Origin of the sequence: Paraburkholderia pallida, assembly GCF_004524855.1 — a bacterium.
GTDB lineage: Bacteria > Pseudomonadota > Gammaproteobacteria > Burkholderiales > Burkholderiaceae > Paraburkholderia > Paraburkholderia oxyphila.
Genome location: NZ_CP038149.1, coordinates 403,093 through 420,870, shown reverse-complemented (window position 1 = coordinate 420,870; position 17,778 = coordinate 403,093). Strand labels below are relative to the sequence as shown.

The window sequence follows — 17,778 nt, the reverse complement described above, 5'->3', positions numbered from 1 at the left end:
TTCATCAGGATTGCAGATCGCCTCACGACTCCACCTTCTTCGTGCCATCGTCAGCGTCCTTCGGGTCGGTGGGCGACGTGGGCGACGAGCCGGCTCCCGAGCCGGCCGAGCCCCCCGAATTGAGCTGGATCGGCATGCCCGAGACCGCAACCGAGCTCGGCCCGATCACCACGAACGCGCCGCCCGCTTTCAGGGTGATGCTCATGCCCGCCTCGATCACCACGTTCATGCCCGCCTTGATATGAATGTTCTGGCCCGCGTCGATGGCGTAGTCCATGCCCACCTTCTCCTGCAGCTTCTGCCCGACCGTGAGCGAGGCCGTGCCGTCGACCTTGGCGTTCTGCGCGCCGCTCACGTGGTCGTGCCGGTCGCCGCTCACCTGTACATACTCGTTGGCCGTGACCTTCAGGTGACGGTCGTTGCCGACGTTCATCAACGTGTCGTTGATCACCCACGTTTCATGGTCCTTTTGCGCATGAAAGAACAATTGCTCGCCGCCCGCCTTGTCGAGAAAGCGCACCTCGTTGTTGCCCGACGCATTGGGCGTGGAGTTGCTCTTGATCGTGGCGAAGGCCGAATTGGCCGGCAGCTTGTATGGCGGCATCAGGCTCGCGTTATAGACGCTGCCCGTGACGAGCGGATGGTCGGGGTCGCCTTCGATGAATTCGACGATCACCTCCTGCCCCACGCGCGGCAGGAAGAACATGCCCCAGGTCTTGCCCGCCCAGCCCTGCGAGACGCGTGCCCAGCAGCGGTCCGTCACCTGGCTGTCGTCGTTTGCGTAAAGCTGCTCCCAGTGGAACTGGACCTTGATGCGGCCGTACTCGTCGGTAAAGATTTCCGAGCTGCCATCGCCCACCACCACCGCCGTCTGCAAGCCACCCACCACCGCGCGGGGCGTGAGCCGCTCGGCGCGGAACTGGTTGTCCTTGCGCAGCGCCTTGAATTCGCAGTCGAAGAACGGCAGCGCGCTCTGTGCCGATGCCGCCCGGCTCGACACATAGGCATCCGAATTGATCTCGTACGACGCGCTCACCACCAGATAACCTTCGTTCCAGTCGTCCACGGGATGCTCGCTCATCTGCAGCAAGCCGCCCGGCCAGATGCCGCGCATCGTGCTGCGGCCTTCGATGCTGTCGTTGCGCGCCTGGCGGATCTCCACGCCCACGCGCGCGTAGCGGTCGCCGTCGGCGGGCGCGGTGTGCCCCGTGAGATGCTCCTGCATCGTGTAGCTCGGCGCGTCGTACGGCTGCGTGCGCGTGGCGCGCGAACGCAGGCCGCCCTGCAGGCTCGACGAGGGCTTTTCGAAGTCGTAGTCGTTCGTCTCGTAGTGACCGGTCTGCAGCTCGCCGCCCGCAAACCACTCATAGACGCATTCCATGCCCTCTCGCGCGGCCGCATTGCGGTCGCGATAAGGCATGCTCTGGTAGCCCGGGATGGGCGCGTGCACGTCGCCGGCATCGGCCAGCACCAGGGTCTGGCGGCCCCGCGTGTGCTCGAAGTAATAGTAGATGCCCTCGTGCTCCATGAGCCGGCTCACGAAGTCGAAATCGGTCTCGCGGTACTGCGCGCAATGCTCGCGCTTCGGATACGTCGCGGTGCAGCGGTTCGTCACGTCCACGTTGTAGTCGTTGAGCACGCTCATGACGATCTCGGGCACCGTCTTCTCGTAGTAGAAGCGGCAATGCGAGCCGCGCGTGAGCAGCCACAGGCTCGGCCGCACGATGGCCTGATAGCTCGCCATGCTGCCGTACTGCTGGTTGCCCGGCGAGGTCATGCGAAACACCGTCACGATGCCGTTGAACTGCCGCTCGCCGCCCGCGGGCAACGAGACCGCGATCGACAGGTCCTGACCGAGCACGTCCTTGGGCGTGACGGTGTTCTGCTCGCACAGCAGGTCCACGCGGTACTCGCTCAGGCGGCCCAGTTCGTCGCGGCCGGTCATGCGCAGGAACAGCAGGCTCGCCTGGGTGCCCTTGCAGCTGACCGTCACGTGGCGGTTCGTATCTTGCGAGGTCATGTCAGGGAATCATCGTGTTGACGGTGGCCGGGTTCACGATCGACACCACGCCGCCCCAGTTGCACATGCACTTCGAGACGTTGTCGAGCGAGGGCTGGTTGCCGAGCAGCACGGTCGGCGCGCCCGGTGTCCACGGGGTGAGGGTTGCGGGGATGCACGGCATGGGCGTGAGCACGCCCAGGGCCGCCGACGTGGCCGCGGCCACCTGCGGATTGGCCAGCGACGAGCACACGCCGAACGGCATGATGTTGACCATGGGTATGTGGTCCATGATGTTCGCGGCGGGCGGCCCTTCTCCCATCACCATATTGACGGGCAGCACCACGAGGCTCGACGGCGCGGCGCCGAACGAGCACTGCAGCGTGGCTCCCATGCTGACCTGTTGTGGCATGGTCGTTCTCCCCTGTTCTCTTTTGCACTCTTGCGCGCGCCGGGTCGCGCAGGATCGCGCGCTGCTTAATCAAACGTATAGACGAACTCGCCGTCGCGCGCGCCCACCTCCACCTTCGTCACGCTGGCGCCGTTCATCATGCGCGTGAGGAACTCCGTGGAGACGCGCGGCAGCAACGTGTTGGTCAGAATCGCATCGATCATGCGGCCGCCGCTTTCCAGCTCCGTGCAGCGGCTCGCGATCAGCTTGACCACCTCGTCGTCGTAGAGGAACGGCACCTTGTGCGAAACGCGCAGCCGCTTCTCGATGCGCGAGAGCTGCAGGCGGATGATCGCGCCCAGCATTTCGTCGGAGAGCGGGTAGTACGGGATCGTCACCACGCGTCCGAGCAGCGCGGGCGGAAACACCTTGAGCAAGGGCTCGCGCAATGCCTTTGCAATGCCCTCTGGATCGGGCATCAGTTCGGGGTCCTTACAAAGATTCGTGATGAGGTCGGTGCCGGCGTTGGTGGTGAGCAGGATCAGCGTGTTCTTGAAATCGATCACGCGGCCCTCGCCGTCCTCCATCCAGCCCTTGTCGAACACCTGGAAGAAGATCTCGTGCACGTCGGGGTGGGCCTTCTCCACCTCGTCGAGCAGCACCACGCTATAAGGGCGCCGCCGCACGGCCTCGGTCAGCACGCCGCCCTCGCCGTAGCCCACATACCCCGGGGGCGCGCCCTTGAGCGAGGAGACCGTGTGCGCCTCCTGGTACTCGCTCATATTGATCGTGATGACGTTCTGCTCGCCGCCGTAAAGCACTTCGGCGAGCGCGAGCGCCGTCTCGGTCTTGCCCACGCCCGAGGTGCCCGCAAGCATGAACACGCCAATCGGCTTGTTCGGATTGTCGAGGCCCGCGCGCGAGGTCTGGATGCGCCGCGCGATCATCTCGGTGGCATGGCCCTGGCCGATGATGCGCTTGTTCAGGTTCTCGGCCAGCTTCAGGACGTTCTCGATCTCGTTGCGCACCATGCGCCCCACTGGAATGCCGGTCCAGTCCTGCACGACCGAGGCCACGGCCTGGCGGTCCACGGTGGGCAGGATCAGCGGCTCCTCGCCCTGATGGCTCGCGAGCTGCCCCTGCAATTCGCGCAGCTCGGCGCGCAGCGCTTCTGCATCGATCGGTGCCGCGTCGTTAGGGGCATTGCCGGCTTGCGCCGCGCCCTCGCCCGATGCGCCTGTTCCGCCTTCCACCTTGCCCGTGCGCTCGCGCAACTGCGCGCGCAACGCGAGAATCCGCTCGACCAGCCCCTTCTCGGTCTCCCAGCGCGCTTCGAGTTGTGCGAGCCGCTCGCGCTCCACCGCGAGCTTTTCGCTGGCCGACGTTTCGCGCTCGCGCGTCTCGATGCCCACCGCCTTCTCGCGGCCGATGATCTCGAGCTCCGTTTCGAGCGCGGCGATGCGCTTGCGCGCGTCGTCCACCGAGGGCGGTGTGGCGTGCTGGCTAACGGCCACGCGCGCGCACGCTGTATCGAGCAGGCTCACCGACTTGTCGGGCAGCTGGCGCGCCGGTATATAGCGGTGCGAGAGCCGCACCGCCGCCTCGAGCGCCTCGTCGAGCACCTGCACCTTGTGGTGCTGCTCCATCGTCGAGGCCACGCCGCGCATCATGCGAATGGCCTTCTCTTCGTCCGGCTCGCCCACCTGCACCACCTGGAAGCGCCGCGTGAGCGCGGGGTCCTTCTCGATGTGCTTCTTGTACTCGGCCCAGGTCGTGGCCGCCACGGTGCGCAGCGTGCCGCGCGCGAGCGCGGGCTTGAGCAGGTTGGCGGCGTCGCCGGTGCCCGCCGCGCCGCCCGCGCCCACCAGCGTATGGGCTTCGTCGATAAAGAGAATCACCGGTTTTTCGGAGGCCTGAACTTCCTCGATCACCTGGCGCAGCCGGTTCTCGAATTCGCCCTTCATGCTCGCGCCGGCCTGCAGCAGGCCCACGTCGAGCGTGCGCAACTCGACGTCGCGCAGCGAGGGCGGCACGTCGCCCGCCACGATGCGCTGCGCGAAGCCCTCCACCACCGCGGTCTTGCCCACGCCGGCCTCGCCCGTGAGGATCGGGTTGTTCTGGCGCCGCCGCATCAGTATGTCCACGACCTGGCGGATTTCCTCGTCGCGGCCCACGATGGGATCGAGCTTGCCGCTGCGCGCCTGCTCGGTGAGATCGGTGGTGAAGCGGCGCAGCGCCTCCTGCTTGCCCATCGCAGCGGGCGGCATGCCGGCGGCGTCGCCCTCCGCACCGGCGCCCGCGTTCGCCTGGAAGCCGTCGCTCGCGCCCATCGCCGCTTCGGGCGAATCGCGCAACAGGCGGTCGAACTCTTCGCACAGCGCATCGAGCTTGATCTGCTCGAACTGCCGCGAGATGCCGTAGAGCGTATTGCGCAGCGAGGGGGTCTTCAGGAGTCCGACGATCAGATGGCCGGTGCGCACCTGCGACTCGCCGAACATCAGCGAGCCGAACACCCAGCCGCGCTCGACGGCCTCCTCCACCTGCGAGGAGATGTCCGTGACCGACGAAGCGCCGCGCGGCAGACGGTCGAGCGCCGCGGTGAGATCGCCCGCGAGCCGCGCCGGGTCGATCCCGTAGTGGCGCACGAGCCGGTGCAGGTCCGAGTCCTGCAACTGCAGGATCTGATGGAACCAGTGCACCAGTTCGATGTAAGGGTTGCCGCGCAGGCGGCAAAACATGTTCGCGCTTTCGAGCGCGCGAAAGCCTAGCTGGTTGAGCTTGCCAAAGAGCGCTGCACGCTTGATTTCGGCCATGTCTTCATTCTCCCGGGTGAATGTCGAGCGCTGCGTGTTCTACTGCGCGTTGCGCGTCGTCCTGTGGCGGCACGCGCATCGGGTCCTGCGTTTGTGTCTGCATTTGTGCTTGTGTCCCTGCCGCGGTGACTTCGTGCGCCCTTTCGGGCGCCACGCCATGCCGCGTGCGCGCTGCGGCGCCGCTCGCGGGATTGAGCTTCAGCTGCCGCTGGTCGCCTTGCGCCGCGCCGCTGAGCACCCAGCTCGTGAGCCCGAGCCGCGCATGCGCGCCAAGCTTCAGGCGCGGCACCTCGGCCTCGCGCAGTTGCAGGTTCACGTCCCAGTCGAGCCCGTCGCGCACGTAGTTGCGCACCCAGTCGACGAGCCGCTTGAGGCTCTCGCCGCCGGGCAGGAAGCGTTCGTAGTCGGCGAGCGACAGCGGCCCGATCACGACGCGAAACTTGTGCTGGCAATCCCATACGCGCGCGCCCAGCAGCGTGGAGACGCCCAGCGCCGAGGAGCCGTCGCGCGCGCCCATGCGCGTGCGCGACTCGGCCGGCAGCGGCATCCAGTGGCCCACCCACTGCTCGATCGACACGGGCAGCCGGAAAAAGCGCGTGAGGATGAGCGCGAGCCCCGAGGCCGAACGCGTGGGCGCACCCAGCAGCCCCGCGAAATGCAGCTTCGCGAAGTCGGGCACGGCATCGCGCTCGCGCTGCGCCGTTTCGCCCATGCCGAAGGTCGCGCCCACATACATCGCGAAGCGGTCGCGGCCCGGCCGCTCGAGGCTCACCGCGGGCTGCGCGTTAGCCCATGCCCGGTAGAACAGGCTCACCATGCGGTGCTGGAACAGGTCGAGAAAACGCGCGAACGTGGGGTCGTCGGCATTGCGCTCGCGGTCGCGGATATATTCGGTCAGATGCGTGGGCAGCGCGCCGTGCGGCCCGAGCAGGCCGAAGAAGTTCACGGCGAGGCGCGGCGCCCGGCCCTCGCCATGCTGCGAAAAGGCAGCCAGTGTCGTGGGATGGAACACGAGCTCGGGGCGCTGCGTGAAACGCACGGCGTCGTCGCGCGGGCGCAGCGACTCGCCCACGCGCGGCCGCTCGGGCCACGCGTTCTCGATCAGGCGCACCGCCTGGAAGAAGTCGAAGCGGTACGCCTCGTCTTCGAGCAGCCGCAGCACGGTCAGATGGTCCAGCATTGTCCCGCCCTCGCTGGCCAGCGCATGATATCGCCGCGCGCCGTCGTGCGCACCACGGTCTCGGTGAACGAATTCAACGAGACGTACAGTGAAAAATAGCGCGCCAGAACGGCGCCCAGCACGAACGCACCGGAGCCTTCGAAGGCCGTCTCGTCGAACGTCACGCTCACCTGCTGGCCGCGCCCGAACACGATCGGCCCCGGCACGGGCAGCCGCCGCGTAACGGGCTTGGCCTCGACCGAGCGCACGCCCTCGATCTGGCGCTGCGCCGCGGGATCGTCCACCGGGCAATAGAGGCTCAGCAAATCGCGCAGCGCCCGCGCGCCGGTGGCCGCGTCCGAGTCGATCAGCGAACTGTAGTTCAACGAAAGATGGCTCAGGAGCCGCCATGCCACCGCGCCGTGCGCGAACGACGGCAAGGGCCGGCTCGGCCCGCTCACGCAGCGCACGCTCTCCACGGGCGCTTCCACGCCCAGCGTGAAGTCCGACGCGCCGGTGCCCGTGGCAAGTGTGAGCGGCAAGTCGCGGTTCGTGCAGAGCACCTTGAGGCCGAGCTGCCGCAAGTCCGCGCGATACGGCGCGTTGGCCGCATCGACGAGCGCAATGAAGGTTTCGCTGCCAAGGTAGCTCGTGCGCTGGCCGCGCTCGCGTGCCCGTGAGGATTGCAACCGCCGCTCGCGGCGCACCTGGTAGTACGCGCTCGCCTGCTCGCCCGCGGAGAGATCGCGCGCGTGATAGAACGGCTCGAAGCGCTGCTCCTCGTTCGAACCCGCGCCATAGCCCGTCACTTCCTCGACGCGGTAGATCTCGAAGTCGAGCGGCCGCGTGCGGTCCGCAATCACCTGATACTCGAATTGCGCGGGATCGAAGGCGATGCGGTCGGCGCGGCGCGCAAACAGATTGATCGCGGGCGTGCAATGGAGCGCGAAGTGGCTGGCGTCGAGCGTCTGCTCGAGCAGCGGGTCCGCGCGGTCGAGCAGCACGATCACTTCCACCTCGTTTTCGGCGCAGGCGCGCAGCGCGCCCTGCAAGCCGTCGATGGCGACGAAGAGAAAGCGCTGCGGGAACGCGAAATATTCCTGCAACAGGCGAAAGCCCTGAAACGACTGGCGGCTCACCGGCAGGAGCGCTTCGTCGTCGTCGAAGCCGATGGGCTTGACGGCGCTCTTCGGTAACAGCCGGTGCCACGGCGCGGGCCGCGCGACCGGCAGCACGGCCACGCCCACGCACGAGGCGAGCAGGCGCTCGTAAAGCCGCGCGGGCAGCGAGTCCGCGCCGCGCAAATAAAGCGTGAGCCTGTCGAGCGCGAGCTGGCTGAACTTCACGCCGCCTGTCGTGCGCAGACGCAGACGCACGCCGGCTTTCACCCCTGGCGGCAGCGCCATGTCCGCGCCGCCCAGCGCGCCGGTATGCGTGAAGAACCTGGCCTCCGCGATCTCCACGGGCCAGAGCGTGAGCGCATGCGCCGTGCGGTATTCGCAGCGCGTGGAGCCGTTCTTGTCGAGCACGGCGTGCAGCGCGCTACCACGCGGCACGCTCACGCCGGCCGCAAGCGCCGGATGTGCGAGATCGGGCTGCATGTGCACGACCGCCATGGAGGGCGTGGGCGCGAGGTAATGCGGATAGATGAGCTCCGAGAGATGCTGCGTGAAGCGCGGAAACTCGGCGTCGATCTTCAACTGCACGCGCGCCGCGAGAAAGCTGAAGCCTTCGAGCAGGCGCTCGACATAGGGATCGGCGCAATCGAGCCCTTCGAGGCCCAGGCGCCCCGCCACCTTCGGAAACTCGCGCGCGAATTCGCTGCCCATCTCGCGCAAATGGGCCAACTCCTGGTTGTAATAGCGGATCAGGTCGGGATTCATCGTCGCTTCTTTGTCTCTGGCTCGTCTTTAGCGCGCCGCGCCCTGGTCGATCACGCGCACTTCGCCGCCTTCGAGGTCGAGCTCGGTGCGAAAGTAGAGCCGCTCCGGATACGGCTGCGCCCACAAGTCCCCTTCGATCGCGAACACGACCGTGTTGTGATGGCCCGTCGTTTCCTCCTGCAACACCGCCGTCACCTTCACCGTATCGCGCAGGATGCGCGGCTCGAACGCCACGATCACGTCGCGTATCTGCCGCTCGAGGCGCGCGAGGTTCATGCTCGACGCGGTCTTGCCCGCAATATCGGGGAAGCCGAAGTTGACCACCGAGCGCTCGACGAGCGGCCACGCGGACAGGTCCTGAACGGAGCCCAGCCCGCTCGCGTTGAGCAGCCACGCGAGATCGCGCTGCACGCCCTGGCGCAGCGCGCGCATCGAGAGCACGCGGCGCTCGCGGCTTTCGACCTTGGTGCCGGGCTCGAGATCGGTCAGCCGGTCGAGCAGCGCGGGCTGCAGGCGGTCGCGGCCCGTCGGCTCAGCCATGGTCTTGCGCACCGCCGCCCGCGGGCGCCTCGGCATCGAGCACGAGCGTGCGCACGTCGAAGAGCGCGTAGTCGTTTTCGTCGGTCGTGAACATGCGCTGACCGACCGGGTGCGCTTCGTCGAATTCGCCGCCGCCTGCCTCTTCCCACTCGGTCGCGCGCGCGAGCGCCAGCGCGTTGTCGGCCTGGCCGCTCGCCACGTTGGCGGCCAGCGTGCCGGGATAGCGCACGGGGATGAGCCCCGCCCCCTGGCCCTCGTTGGCCCACGTGAAGACGGCCGGCATCCACACGCGGTCGCGCAGGTCGTCCGGCGCCTCGAGCTCGATGCGGTGAATGCGCTCGAACGGCACCCAGTAGTAGCGGCCGTTGAGGATCACTTCGAGCGTGGGACCGAGGCGCGAGTCGGCATCGGCGATCCACGCGAACGGCACGCCGTTGAGCGTGCCCGCCGTAGGCTGCGCCGTCTCCAGCGCATTGGCGCGGCACGCGGCCGCCGCCTTGAAGTCGCCCGCGCCGTCGAGGCGCAGCGCTTCGATCAGGAGTGCGAGCCAGGCGGTCGGCTCGCCGAAAATGAGTGGCGCGCGCCGCCCCGCGAAAACGTCCTCGCGCAGCGCCTCGCACTGGAGCGCGTCACGATAAAGCTGCACCATCGGCAACGCGGCGGCGTCGAGATCGCCCACCACGTTGAGCTGCGTGAGCGCGCGCTCCCAGGCGCCCTGCACGGCAAGCAGCTGAAACAGGAACACGCGGTACGACGCGTTGGCCGGGTCTGCACGCACCTGGTTCTGCAATTGCTTCAGGCACGCGTCGAGGTCACCGGCGCGCAAGCTCTCTTCTGCGGTCATTGTCGATTTGCTCCGTCAAGCCAGCAAGGACTACGATCGGGCGTCGATCGGATCGGACATGCCCGGCGGCGGTGCGAATCCCCTTTCGCGCGCGCCGCCGTACTCGACTGCTTACTCCGCGACGTTCTTCGCAATGTCCCACTTGGTCTCGACCACGCCGCCTTCCTTCTCGCCCTTGGCGCTCTGCGGCTGGTATTCCACGTGGTACTTCTCGAAGTTGATCGTGACGTTCTCCGTGAAGCGATCCTCGCCGCCCGAGCCGCCTTCGCTGATCGACGAAATCAGCACGCCCGAGAACGTGACCTTGAAGTACTCGAGCGGATTGTCGCCGCCCGCCTTGCGCACCGTGAGGATCGCGGTGTCATAGTGGCTGCCCTTCGCGCACGCGCCCATCAGCACCGGCGTGGATTTGTCGACATACTTGGTGAAGGACAGATCCTGCACGTTCACCTTGCCCGCGCCGCCGCCCGTGCCCATGTGCATCGTGCCGCTTTGCGACATGCCCCAGCTCCATGCCAGCACATCGATTTCTTCCTTGTGCGACTTGTCCTGCGACTCGCCCTTCACGTCGCCGATCTTGATGAAAATATCAACGGCCATGTCTGTTCTCCACTTTGAGGGTTCGCGTCAGTTCGCGTTGATTTGCGCCGGTACGCGCGGGTTTTGCATTCACTCAGGTTATGCCGCCTTGGCGGACGGCAACTTGGACACCAGCCGCAACGACACCGTAAGGCCCTCGAGCTGGTAATGCGGACGCAGGAAGAACTTGGACGTGTAATAGCCTGGATTGCCCTCGACTTCCTCGATCACGACTTCGGCTGCAGCAAGCGGGCGGCGCGACTTCGTTTCCTCGCTCGAATGCGCGGGGTCGCCGTCCACGTATTGCAGAATCCAGTTCTGCAGCCAGCGCTGCATGTCATCCTTCTCCTTGAAGCTGCCGATCTTGTCGCGCACGATGCACTTGAGGTAGTGCGCAAAGCGGCTGCACGCGAACAGATACGGCAGGCGCGCCGCGAGATTCGCGTTCGCGGTGGCGTCGGGATCTTCGTATTCGGCGGGCTTGTGCAGCGACTGCGCGCCGATGAACGCCGCGAAGTCGGAGTTCTTCTTGTGCACGAGCGGCATGAAGCCGTTCTTCGCCAGCTCCGCCTCGCGCCGGTCGCTGATGGCGATCTCGGTCGGGCACTTCATGTCCACGCCGCCGTCGTCGGTGGGGAACGAATGCACCGGCAGATTCTCGACCGCGCCGCCCGACTCGATGCCGCGAATGCGCGAGCACCAGCCGTATTGCTTGAACGAGCGGTTGATGTTGGTCGCCATCGCATAGGCCGCGTTGGCCCACGCATACTTCTTGCTGTCCGCGCCCGCGGTGTCTTCCTCGAAGGCGAACTCGTCCACCGGGTTGGTCTTCGCTCCGTACGGCGCACGCGCGAGGAAGCGCGGCATGGCGAGGCCGATGTAGCGCGAGTCTTCCGATTCGCGCAGCGAGCGCCAGGCGGCATGCTCGGGCGTCTGGAAGATCTTCGTGAGGTCGCGCGGATTGGCGAGCTCCTGCCACGAATCCATCAGCATGACCGACGGGTCCGCGCCCGCGATGAAGGGCGCGTGCGCGGCGGCGGCCACCTTGGCGATCTGCGTGAGCAGGTCGACGTCCGGGCCGCTGTTGTCGAAGTAATAGTCGGCCACCAGCGCACCATAGGGTTCGCCGCCGAACTGGCCGTACTCCTCTTCATAGAGCCGCTTGAAGATCGGGCTCTGATCCCATGCCGTGCCCTTGTACTTCTTGAGCGTTTTGTTCAGCTCGTTCTTCGAGATGTTCATCACGCGGATCTTGAGCGTCTCGTCGGTCTCGGTGTTGTTCACCAGATAATGCAGCCCGCGCCACGCGCTCTCCACCTTCTGAAACGCCTCGGAATGGATGATCTGGTTCACCTGGTCGGTGAGCTTCTGGTCGATCTGCGCGATCAGCGACTCGATGGTCACGAGCACGTCGCCCGACACCACAGTGGTGTCGCGCAAGGCCTGCTCGGCCAGCGTGCGCACGGCCGTCTCGACGGCCTCCTTCGCTTTGTCGCTGCGCGGCTTGAATTCCTTTTCCAGCAGGCTCGCGAATTCGCTCGCTTCCAGTGTGGCACCGCCCTGCTGGGCTTCCTGCTGTTGAGTGCTGGGTTCGGCCATGTCAGACTCCCCCTCGATAGACGATTAATGGATAAACGAACGCGACGGTTATTCCTGCGGCTTGGGCGCCGAGGCCAGGGCCTGCAGCAATGCGGGATCGCTCAAGAGCTTCTGGATCAGATCTTCGGCGCCGGTCTTGCCGTCCATATAGGTCAACAGGTTCTGCAACTGGCCGCGCGCCTCCAGCAGCTTCGCGAGCGAATCCACCTTGCGCGCGACGGCCGCCGGCGAAAAGTCGTCCATGCTCTCGAAGGTCATCTCCACCGCGAGATTGCCCTCGCCCGTGAGCACGTTGGGCACCTGCACGGCCACGCGCGGCTTCATCGACTTCAGGCGCTCGTCGAAGTTGTCGACGTCGATCTCGAGGAACTTGCGGTCGGCGACCGGCGCGAGCGGCTCGGCGGGCTGACCCGACAGATCGGCCATGACGCCCATCACGAACGGCAGGTTGATCTTCTTCTCCGAGCCGTACACCTCTACGTCATATTCGATCTGCACGCGCGGCGCCCGGTTGCGCGCGATGAACTTCTGGCTGCTCTCTTTAGCCACGGCCTTTCCCCTCGTCGATGCCGCGGCGTCGCGCACCAGGGCGCGACGTGTGGCGGCGTTGCTGGACCCTGCTGACCCATCACTCCTCGTTCTGGACGCCGCCGATATGGCGCGCCTGCGCAACCCCATCGGGCGCGAGATCCTCGAGGATCTCCATGAAGCTCTTGTCGACGAGCCGCCGTGCCCGCTTGAGCAGCATCGGCACCGGGCTCCCCGGCTCATACGTTTCGTAGTACTTGCAGATCCGGTCGATGGCGCGCTGCACGTCCTCGCGGGTCGTGATCTCGCCGGGCGGCCGGGCCGGCGCGGCGGCGCCTGCCACCGCGGCTGCCTCTTGCGCAGCGCCCTCGACCTCTGCGGCGGCTTCGGCCGCAGGCGCGGATTGCGCTGCCTCATCGGCCACGCGCTCGCCAAGGAATGCCGCCGCGTGACGCAAGAGCCGCGTGAGCGGATCGAGGTCGATCGCACGCGAAGCGCCAACGTGGGTCATGAGCACCGTCTCGATACGCATCCCGGCCTCGACGGCACGCCGCAAGGCGTCGAGCGACTCGCGCGCGCTCTCGCCCGCGTCGGCCACCGCGAGGTCGATCGAGCTGAGCGAGGGCGCGCTCACGCCCGCGGGCACGGGAATCTCGCCGCTCGCGTATTCGACGTCACGCAAAGTGACCTGGCCGTGTGCCCGCGAGATCGCGAGCGGCGCTTCACGCACCTCGGCCAGAGTAGTAGCGGCATCAACGAGGCTCGCAAGCGCGTTCACGCGCGCGGTGGGATCGTTGTCGTCGTCGGGATCGAGCTGCGGATACAGATGGGCCCAGCGCTGTTCGAGCATGCAGGCGATCAGGTCGAGCCCTTCGGCAAAGCCGCCGAAGCCCACCCGATTGAGCAGTGCACGCGAGAGATACGCCGTCACACGCAGATCGCGGCTCTTCTCCAATAGAGCGAGCGCGAGCGCCTGCGCCTCCTTCCAGTCGGGGGGCACCGCCTCCACCACGGTATTGCCGTACTGCACGTCGGGTTTGCCATGCACGACGCGCTCGAGCTCGAGAAACGCCGGGTCGTACTCGACGTCTTCCCCGCAAGGCAGCGCCGACGAAACTTCCGCGAGCAGCGCCCCGGCATCTAGCATGGCCATGGTCCAGTGGTCCGTGTGGAATCGGTTATGTTCTGGGTGTCGCCCAGGCAAGCGCATTAAGGCGGATAGCAGTTTTGTGGCGCCGAACTGAGCGTGATTCTGATATTGCTTGATCCAACCGAGACAAATTCGTAAGCAAGGGCGGTCGTTCAGCTTAACGAGTCGCTATCAGAATAGCACGACAAGTACAAAAGAAAAGCGCCCCGCGGTGCAAGCACCGTACCCGAATTTCCGGAAATTCGCCACGCATTTAATTTACAGACGATTAAGTATTTGTTCCGTTATTCATGCAAGCGGCGCACCTGGCCGCTCAGCCTTGCTCCGCCTCGCTGAGCGCACAATCCGCTTGCGCAGTCGCGCAGTGGAATCGCTCCCACTCGCGCCGTTTAGCCCTTGTTTTCTAGTGGTTAACCATCATGCTGCATGGTTAGGAAAGTGAATCATCAGACTTATGCGCGCGAGGCCATGGCGCCCGAAGTTCGCTAACCTTATCGACCGAACGATCGTTTTTCCAGGTGCATCATGTTCGCTAACACGCATGGCGATTTACCCACTTCGAATCCAGTCCATCAATAAGTGCCACGTAAACCCTGGAATGCGCCTTTTAGCATTTTTATTTGAAAAAAGTAAGATGTTCTAGAACACGTAATTGCCGATTTTTTCACGCTTGTCAGACGCACGACCTCCTAATAGACTCGTCGTGAAAGCTGTGCAGCCAATCAAACGATCCATCCAGGACACACGAGCGTCATACGACGCCAGCTCAAAACCCGATGCGAGGGGAAAACGTGTCGAACATCGAAAGCGCAGCGCTCGTAGAAGGCCCGGAGAGTCCATGCACGCTGCCCGATCTCTGGCAGCGGCGCACGGCGCTGAACCGTGCCGAAATGGCTTCGCTCTATATCATCGTGCGGCGCGCGCTCACGGGCTATCACCCGTTCGAGCTGCAGGCGCTGGCCGAAGACAAGGAAGAGCTCATCTCGCAGTTCCTCTTCTCCAAAGTCTTTCGTCTCGAAACACCGGCCGCCGAATTAATGAGTTTTCCCGCGCATAGCGCCCCTTCGAATAGCCACGCGGTATGCAGCTATTTCCGCCGCTACCTGATCGACTGCCTGCGCAGCGCGAGCCATCGGCGCAACGTCTCGATCGACGAGGGTGATGTGCTCGCGGAGCTCGAAGAGCACAGCGCGACGCACCCCGATCCGGTGGGCGCCGCGCTGTTCCAGCACGGGCTCGACGAAGATTACGTGCGCGCGTCCGCCGTGCGCTTCATCGCCGGCCTCGACGAAGCCGCACGACTGCTGCTCGCCGGCACGCTCGGGTGGCTTTCCGCCGAGAAAGGCGGGCTCGCGCAGATTGCCGCGCGCTATGGCATTGCCTCCTATCACCACCGCGCGCGCAAGCTGGGCGTCACGCTGCGCAAAGGCGCGATGCCCGCCGACTTCGCGCGCACCGGCATCGGCCACTGGATCGAAGCAACGCTCGGCATCGAAATCGCCGCGGAGAACCGCCTCGCGCTGCTCGCCGTGCTCGGCATCCTTGCCGAGCAATCGCAGCTGGCGCATGGGGCGGCTCGCGTGCCGCATGAGCGCGGCGCGCGCGTCGCGAGCGCGGTGCCGTGCACGCACGACAGCGGCCACGAGATTCACGAGTGATCACGGGGAAGCCCGCAACAGGACAGGAGCGCGCGTGCAACTGGCCTTCGCAAGCCTGACCGATCAGGGCGGGCGGCAGCGCAACGAGGACTCGCTCGGCGACTGGTCGAGCGAGCGGCTCTTCTACTGCGTGGTTGCCGATGGCGCGGGCGGCCACGGCGGCGGCGACACCGCCTCGGCCATCGTGGTCGACACGGTGCTCGCCGATCTGCGCTATCTCACGCTGGCCGAACTGCCGCCCACGGGCGAGCGCCTCGCCAGCGCGCTCGCCCATGCGAACGACAACATCGTCGAGGAACAGTCGCACGGCGCCCCCGCGCTGCGCGACATGCGCTCGACCGCGACGCTGCTGGCCATCGACCGCGAGCGGCGCACCGCCGCCTGGGCGCATTGCGGCGACACGCGGCTCTATTGCTTCCGCGCGGGCAAGATCGTTGCGCAAACGCGTGACCACAGCATGGTGCAGGACATGGTCGACGCGCGGCTCATCACGGCCGAAGCGGCGCGCCATCATCCGCGCCGCAACGTGCTGTTCTCGGCGCTCGGCACGCTCGAAGGACTGAGCATCGCGGCACAGCCCGGCACGTTCGCGCTATGCGGGCGCGACGCGTTCCTGATCTGCACCGATGGCTTCTGGGAATACGTCGAGGAAACCACCATGCTCGCGACGCTCGCGCAGGCCGCCAGCCCGCACGCCTGGCTGGAGGCGCTGGCCGCGCATGTCCGCGCTCACGCGAGATCGGGTAACGACAACTTCAGTGCGAGCGCGGTTTGGGTGGGCGACGATGCGCACGGCGACGCCGCGCCGATGGTGCAAGCCGCGCAACGCGCGGACAAGCAAGAAGAGAAGACGGACGATCAGGCGACCGTCATGCGTCCCGTGCGGAACGCGGATTCGTAAGGCGGCGCCTGATCCGCCGCCGCTCAGAACGGCGCGCCGGGCAAGCCGGGATAATACGCCCCGGCGGTCATGCCGCCATCCACCGCCAGCTCCGCGCCATTGCAGTACGAGCCTTCATCACTGGCGAGGAAAAGCGTTGCGCGCGCAACTTCTTCCGGCAAGCCGACGCGTTGCAGCGGCACGTTCGCGTAATGCTTGTTGATCTCTTCGAGCGGCGCGCCCGTCGGATTCGACATGACCGTGTTCACGCCGCCCGGATGGACCGAATTGACGCGCACGCCCTGATGGCCGAGTTCGAGCGCGGCGACCTTCGTGAGCCCGCGCACGCCCCATTTGCTCGCCACATAGGGGGCAAGCGCGTTGACGCCGCGCAGCCCGTCCACCGACGAGATGTTCACGATCGAGCCGGAACCCTGCGCCTTCATCAACGGCGCAATCGTGCGGATGCCCGTGAACGTGCCCACGAGGTTGATCGACAGGACACGCTCGAAGTCCTGCTTCGTGAGTTCCGTCACGCCGCCGAACATCAAGATGGCGGCGTTGTTCACCAGCACGTCGATCCGGCCGAACACCTCGGTCGCGAATGCCGCCACGTGCGCCCAGTCTGCTTCTTCCGTCACGTCGAGGCGCACGAAGCGCGCGGCGTCGCCCAGTTCGCGGGCCAGCGCCTGGCCCTCCGCTTCGAGCACGTCGGCGATCACCACGCGCGCGCCCTCTTCCACGAACAGACGGCAGGTCGCCGCGCCCATGCCGCGTGCGCCCCCCGTCACGATTGCAGTCTTTCCAGCCAGTCGAGCCATGTTTCGCTATCCTCTTCAATTGCATGGCGCGTCGCGCCACCTGTCGTTTTCCCAAGCGCGCCCGCAACGGGCGCACGCCTTCAACCCCAATAAGCCTGGCCACCGTCGAGCGGCAGCGTCGCACCGGTCAGATAGCCCGCGTCCGCGCTCGCCAGCCACACGATCGCGCGGCCGATGTCGCGCTCGCAATCGCCGACGCGCCCGAGCGGAATCGTCTTGAAGAATGCGGCGGCTTCCTGCGGATGCTCGTCCACCCAGCCCTTCAGGCCTGGCGACAACGCATGCGGCGCCACCGCGTTCACGCGGATCCCGTCCGAGCCCCATTCGCACGCGGCCGCGCGCGTCAGTGACCGGATCGCCTCCTTGGTCGCCGCATAGGCGCCATAGCCCGAGGCGTCCCAGCGCACCGCCGCGGACGACGCGAAATTCACGATCACGCCGTCGCCTTTCAAATACGGATGGCAGGCGCGCATCATGCGCAAGGTCGCAAGCGGGCCCGAGTCGAAGCCGGCCACGAAGGCTTCGTCGGTCACCTCCAGCAGACGGCCGAGCGGCACGACCTGTGCGTTGTTGACGAGAATCTGCACGCCGCCGAAGCGCGCCACGACCGCTTCGACGCAGCGCGTGATCTGTGCGCCGTCCATTACGTCGCACAGGAACGGCTCGGCCACGCCGCCGCGCCCTCGTATCGTTTCGCAGGTGGCGAGCAACTTGTCCAGCGTGCGGCCGACCACGGCAACCGCCGCACCCTCGGCAGCAAGCGCCAATGCCACGCCTTGACCCACGCCCTGGCCCGCACCGGTGACCAGCGCAATCTTGTTGCTTAGCAGTGCCATAGATAGTCTCTATTCGATGATGATCCGGTGAGGCGATGCACTGGCGCCGCGGTTGGACGCACGCCGCCCCGGATTGCTGACCACTACGGTACAGGCGC

General features: G+C 66.2%; 15 protein-coding genes. 2 read left to right on the top strand and 13 right to left on the bottom strand.

Features of this window, described 5'->3' with window-relative positions:
• Nucleotides 1-22 precede the first annotated feature (22 nt).
• From E1956_RS17175 to tssA, 11 genes are all read right to left on the bottom strand, one after another.
• On the bottom strand, nucleotides 23-2,020 hold the full coding sequence (locus E1956_RS17175) for a type VI secretion system Vgr family protein (protein ID WP_134751284.1): 1,998 nt from the start codon (nucleotides 2,018-2,020) through the stop codon (nucleotides 23-25).
• A gap of 1 nt (nucleotide 2,021) precedes the next feature.
• Nucleotides 2,022-2,411, bottom strand: a complete 390-nt coding sequence (locus E1956_RS17170; RefSeq protein ID WP_134751282.1) for a DUF4280 domain-containing protein — start codon at nucleotides 2,409-2,411, stop codon at nucleotides 2,022-2,024.
• Between the two features lie 65 nt (nucleotides 2,412-2,476).
• Nucleotides 2,477-5,203: a type VI secretion system ATPase TssH gene (gene tssH / locus E1956_RS17165; protein WP_134751280.1), complete on the bottom strand. Its 2,727-nt coding sequence runs from the start codon at nucleotides 5,201-5,203 to the stop codon at nucleotides 2,477-2,479.
• Nucleotides 5,204-5,207: 4 nt separating this feature from the next.
• Nucleotides 5,208-6,383 carry a type VI secretion system baseplate subunit TssG gene (gene tssG, locus E1956_RS17160; protein ID WP_134751278.1) on the bottom strand — a complete coding sequence of 392 codons (1,176 nt, stop codon included), beginning with the start codon at nucleotides 6,381-6,383 and terminating at the stop codon, nucleotides 5,208-5,210.
• Nucleotides 6,368-8,245 (bottom strand): type VI secretion system baseplate subunit TssF, encoded by a 1,878-nt coding sequence (gene tssF / locus E1956_RS17155; RefSeq protein ID WP_134751276.1) that lies wholly within the window; start codon nucleotides 8,243-8,245, stop codon nucleotides 6,368-6,370. Before tssF ends, tssG begins: the two co-directional genes overlap by 16 nt.
• Before the next feature lie 27 nt (nucleotides 8,246-8,272).
• Entirely contained in the window at nucleotides 8,273-8,785 is a 513-nt protein-coding gene (gene tssE, locus E1956_RS17150) for a type VI secretion system baseplate subunit TssE (RefSeq protein WP_028217621.1), read from the bottom strand.
• Nucleotides 8,778-9,629, bottom strand: coding sequence for a type VI secretion system accessory protein TagJ (locus E1956_RS17145; protein ID WP_134751274.1), 852 nt, complete (start codon nucleotides 9,627-9,629; stop codon nucleotides 8,778-8,780). The genes tssE and E1956_RS17145 overlap by 8 nt, the downstream gene beginning before the upstream one ends.
• A gap of 111 nt (nucleotides 9,630-9,740) precedes the next feature.
• Entirely contained in the window at nucleotides 9,741-10,229 is a 489-nt protein-coding gene (locus E1956_RS17140) for an Hcp family type VI secretion system effector (protein WP_134751272.1), read from the bottom strand.
• Between the two features lie 78 nt (nucleotides 10,230-10,307).
• Complete coding sequence (gene tssC / locus E1956_RS17135; protein WP_134751270.1) at nucleotides 10,308-11,807, bottom strand: type VI secretion system contractile sheath large subunit; 1,500 nt, start codon at nucleotides 11,805-11,807, stop codon at nucleotides 10,308-10,310.
• A gap of 48 nt (nucleotides 11,808-11,855) precedes the next feature.
• Nucleotides 11,856-12,356: a type VI secretion system contractile sheath small subunit gene (gene tssB, locus E1956_RS17130; RefSeq protein ID WP_028217617.1), complete on the bottom strand. Its 501-nt coding sequence runs from the start codon at nucleotides 12,354-12,356 to the stop codon at nucleotides 11,856-11,858.
• A 79-nt stretch (nucleotides 12,357-12,435) separates the two neighbouring features.
• Nucleotides 12,436-13,488 carry a type VI secretion system protein TssA gene (gene tssA / locus E1956_RS17125; protein WP_134751268.1) on the bottom strand — a complete coding sequence of 351 codons (1,053 nt, stop codon included), beginning with the start codon at nucleotides 13,486-13,488 and terminating at the stop codon, nucleotides 12,436-12,438.
• 887 nt (nucleotides 13,489-14,375) lie between these two features.
• Between tssA and E1956_RS17120 the strand changes: the two genes are divergently transcribed.
• Nucleotides 14,376-15,143: a hypothetical protein gene (locus tag E1956_RS17120; RefSeq protein WP_232071811.1), complete on the top strand. Its 768-nt coding sequence runs from the start codon at nucleotides 14,376-14,378 to the stop codon at nucleotides 15,141-15,143.
• Nucleotides 15,144-15,177: 34 nt separating this feature from the next.
• Nucleotides 15,178-16,044: a PP2C family protein-serine/threonine phosphatase gene (locus E1956_RS17115; RefSeq protein ID WP_134751266.1), complete on the top strand. Its 867-nt coding sequence runs from the start codon at nucleotides 15,178-15,180 to the stop codon at nucleotides 16,042-16,044.
• A gap of 23 nt (nucleotides 16,045-16,067) precedes the next feature.
• On the opposite strand, the gene E1956_RS17110 is transcribed toward E1956_RS17115, so the two are convergent.
• Nucleotides 16,068-16,844, bottom strand: a complete 777-nt coding sequence (locus E1956_RS17110) for a glucose 1-dehydrogenase (protein WP_134751264.1) — start codon at nucleotides 16,842-16,844, stop codon at nucleotides 16,068-16,070.
• 80 nt (nucleotides 16,845-16,924) lie between these two features.
• Nucleotides 16,925-17,680: an SDR family NAD(P)-dependent oxidoreductase gene (locus E1956_RS17105; protein WP_134751262.1), complete on the bottom strand. Its 756-nt coding sequence runs from the start codon at nucleotides 17,678-17,680 to the stop codon at nucleotides 16,925-16,927.
• Nucleotides 17,681-17,778: the final 98 nt, after the last annotated feature.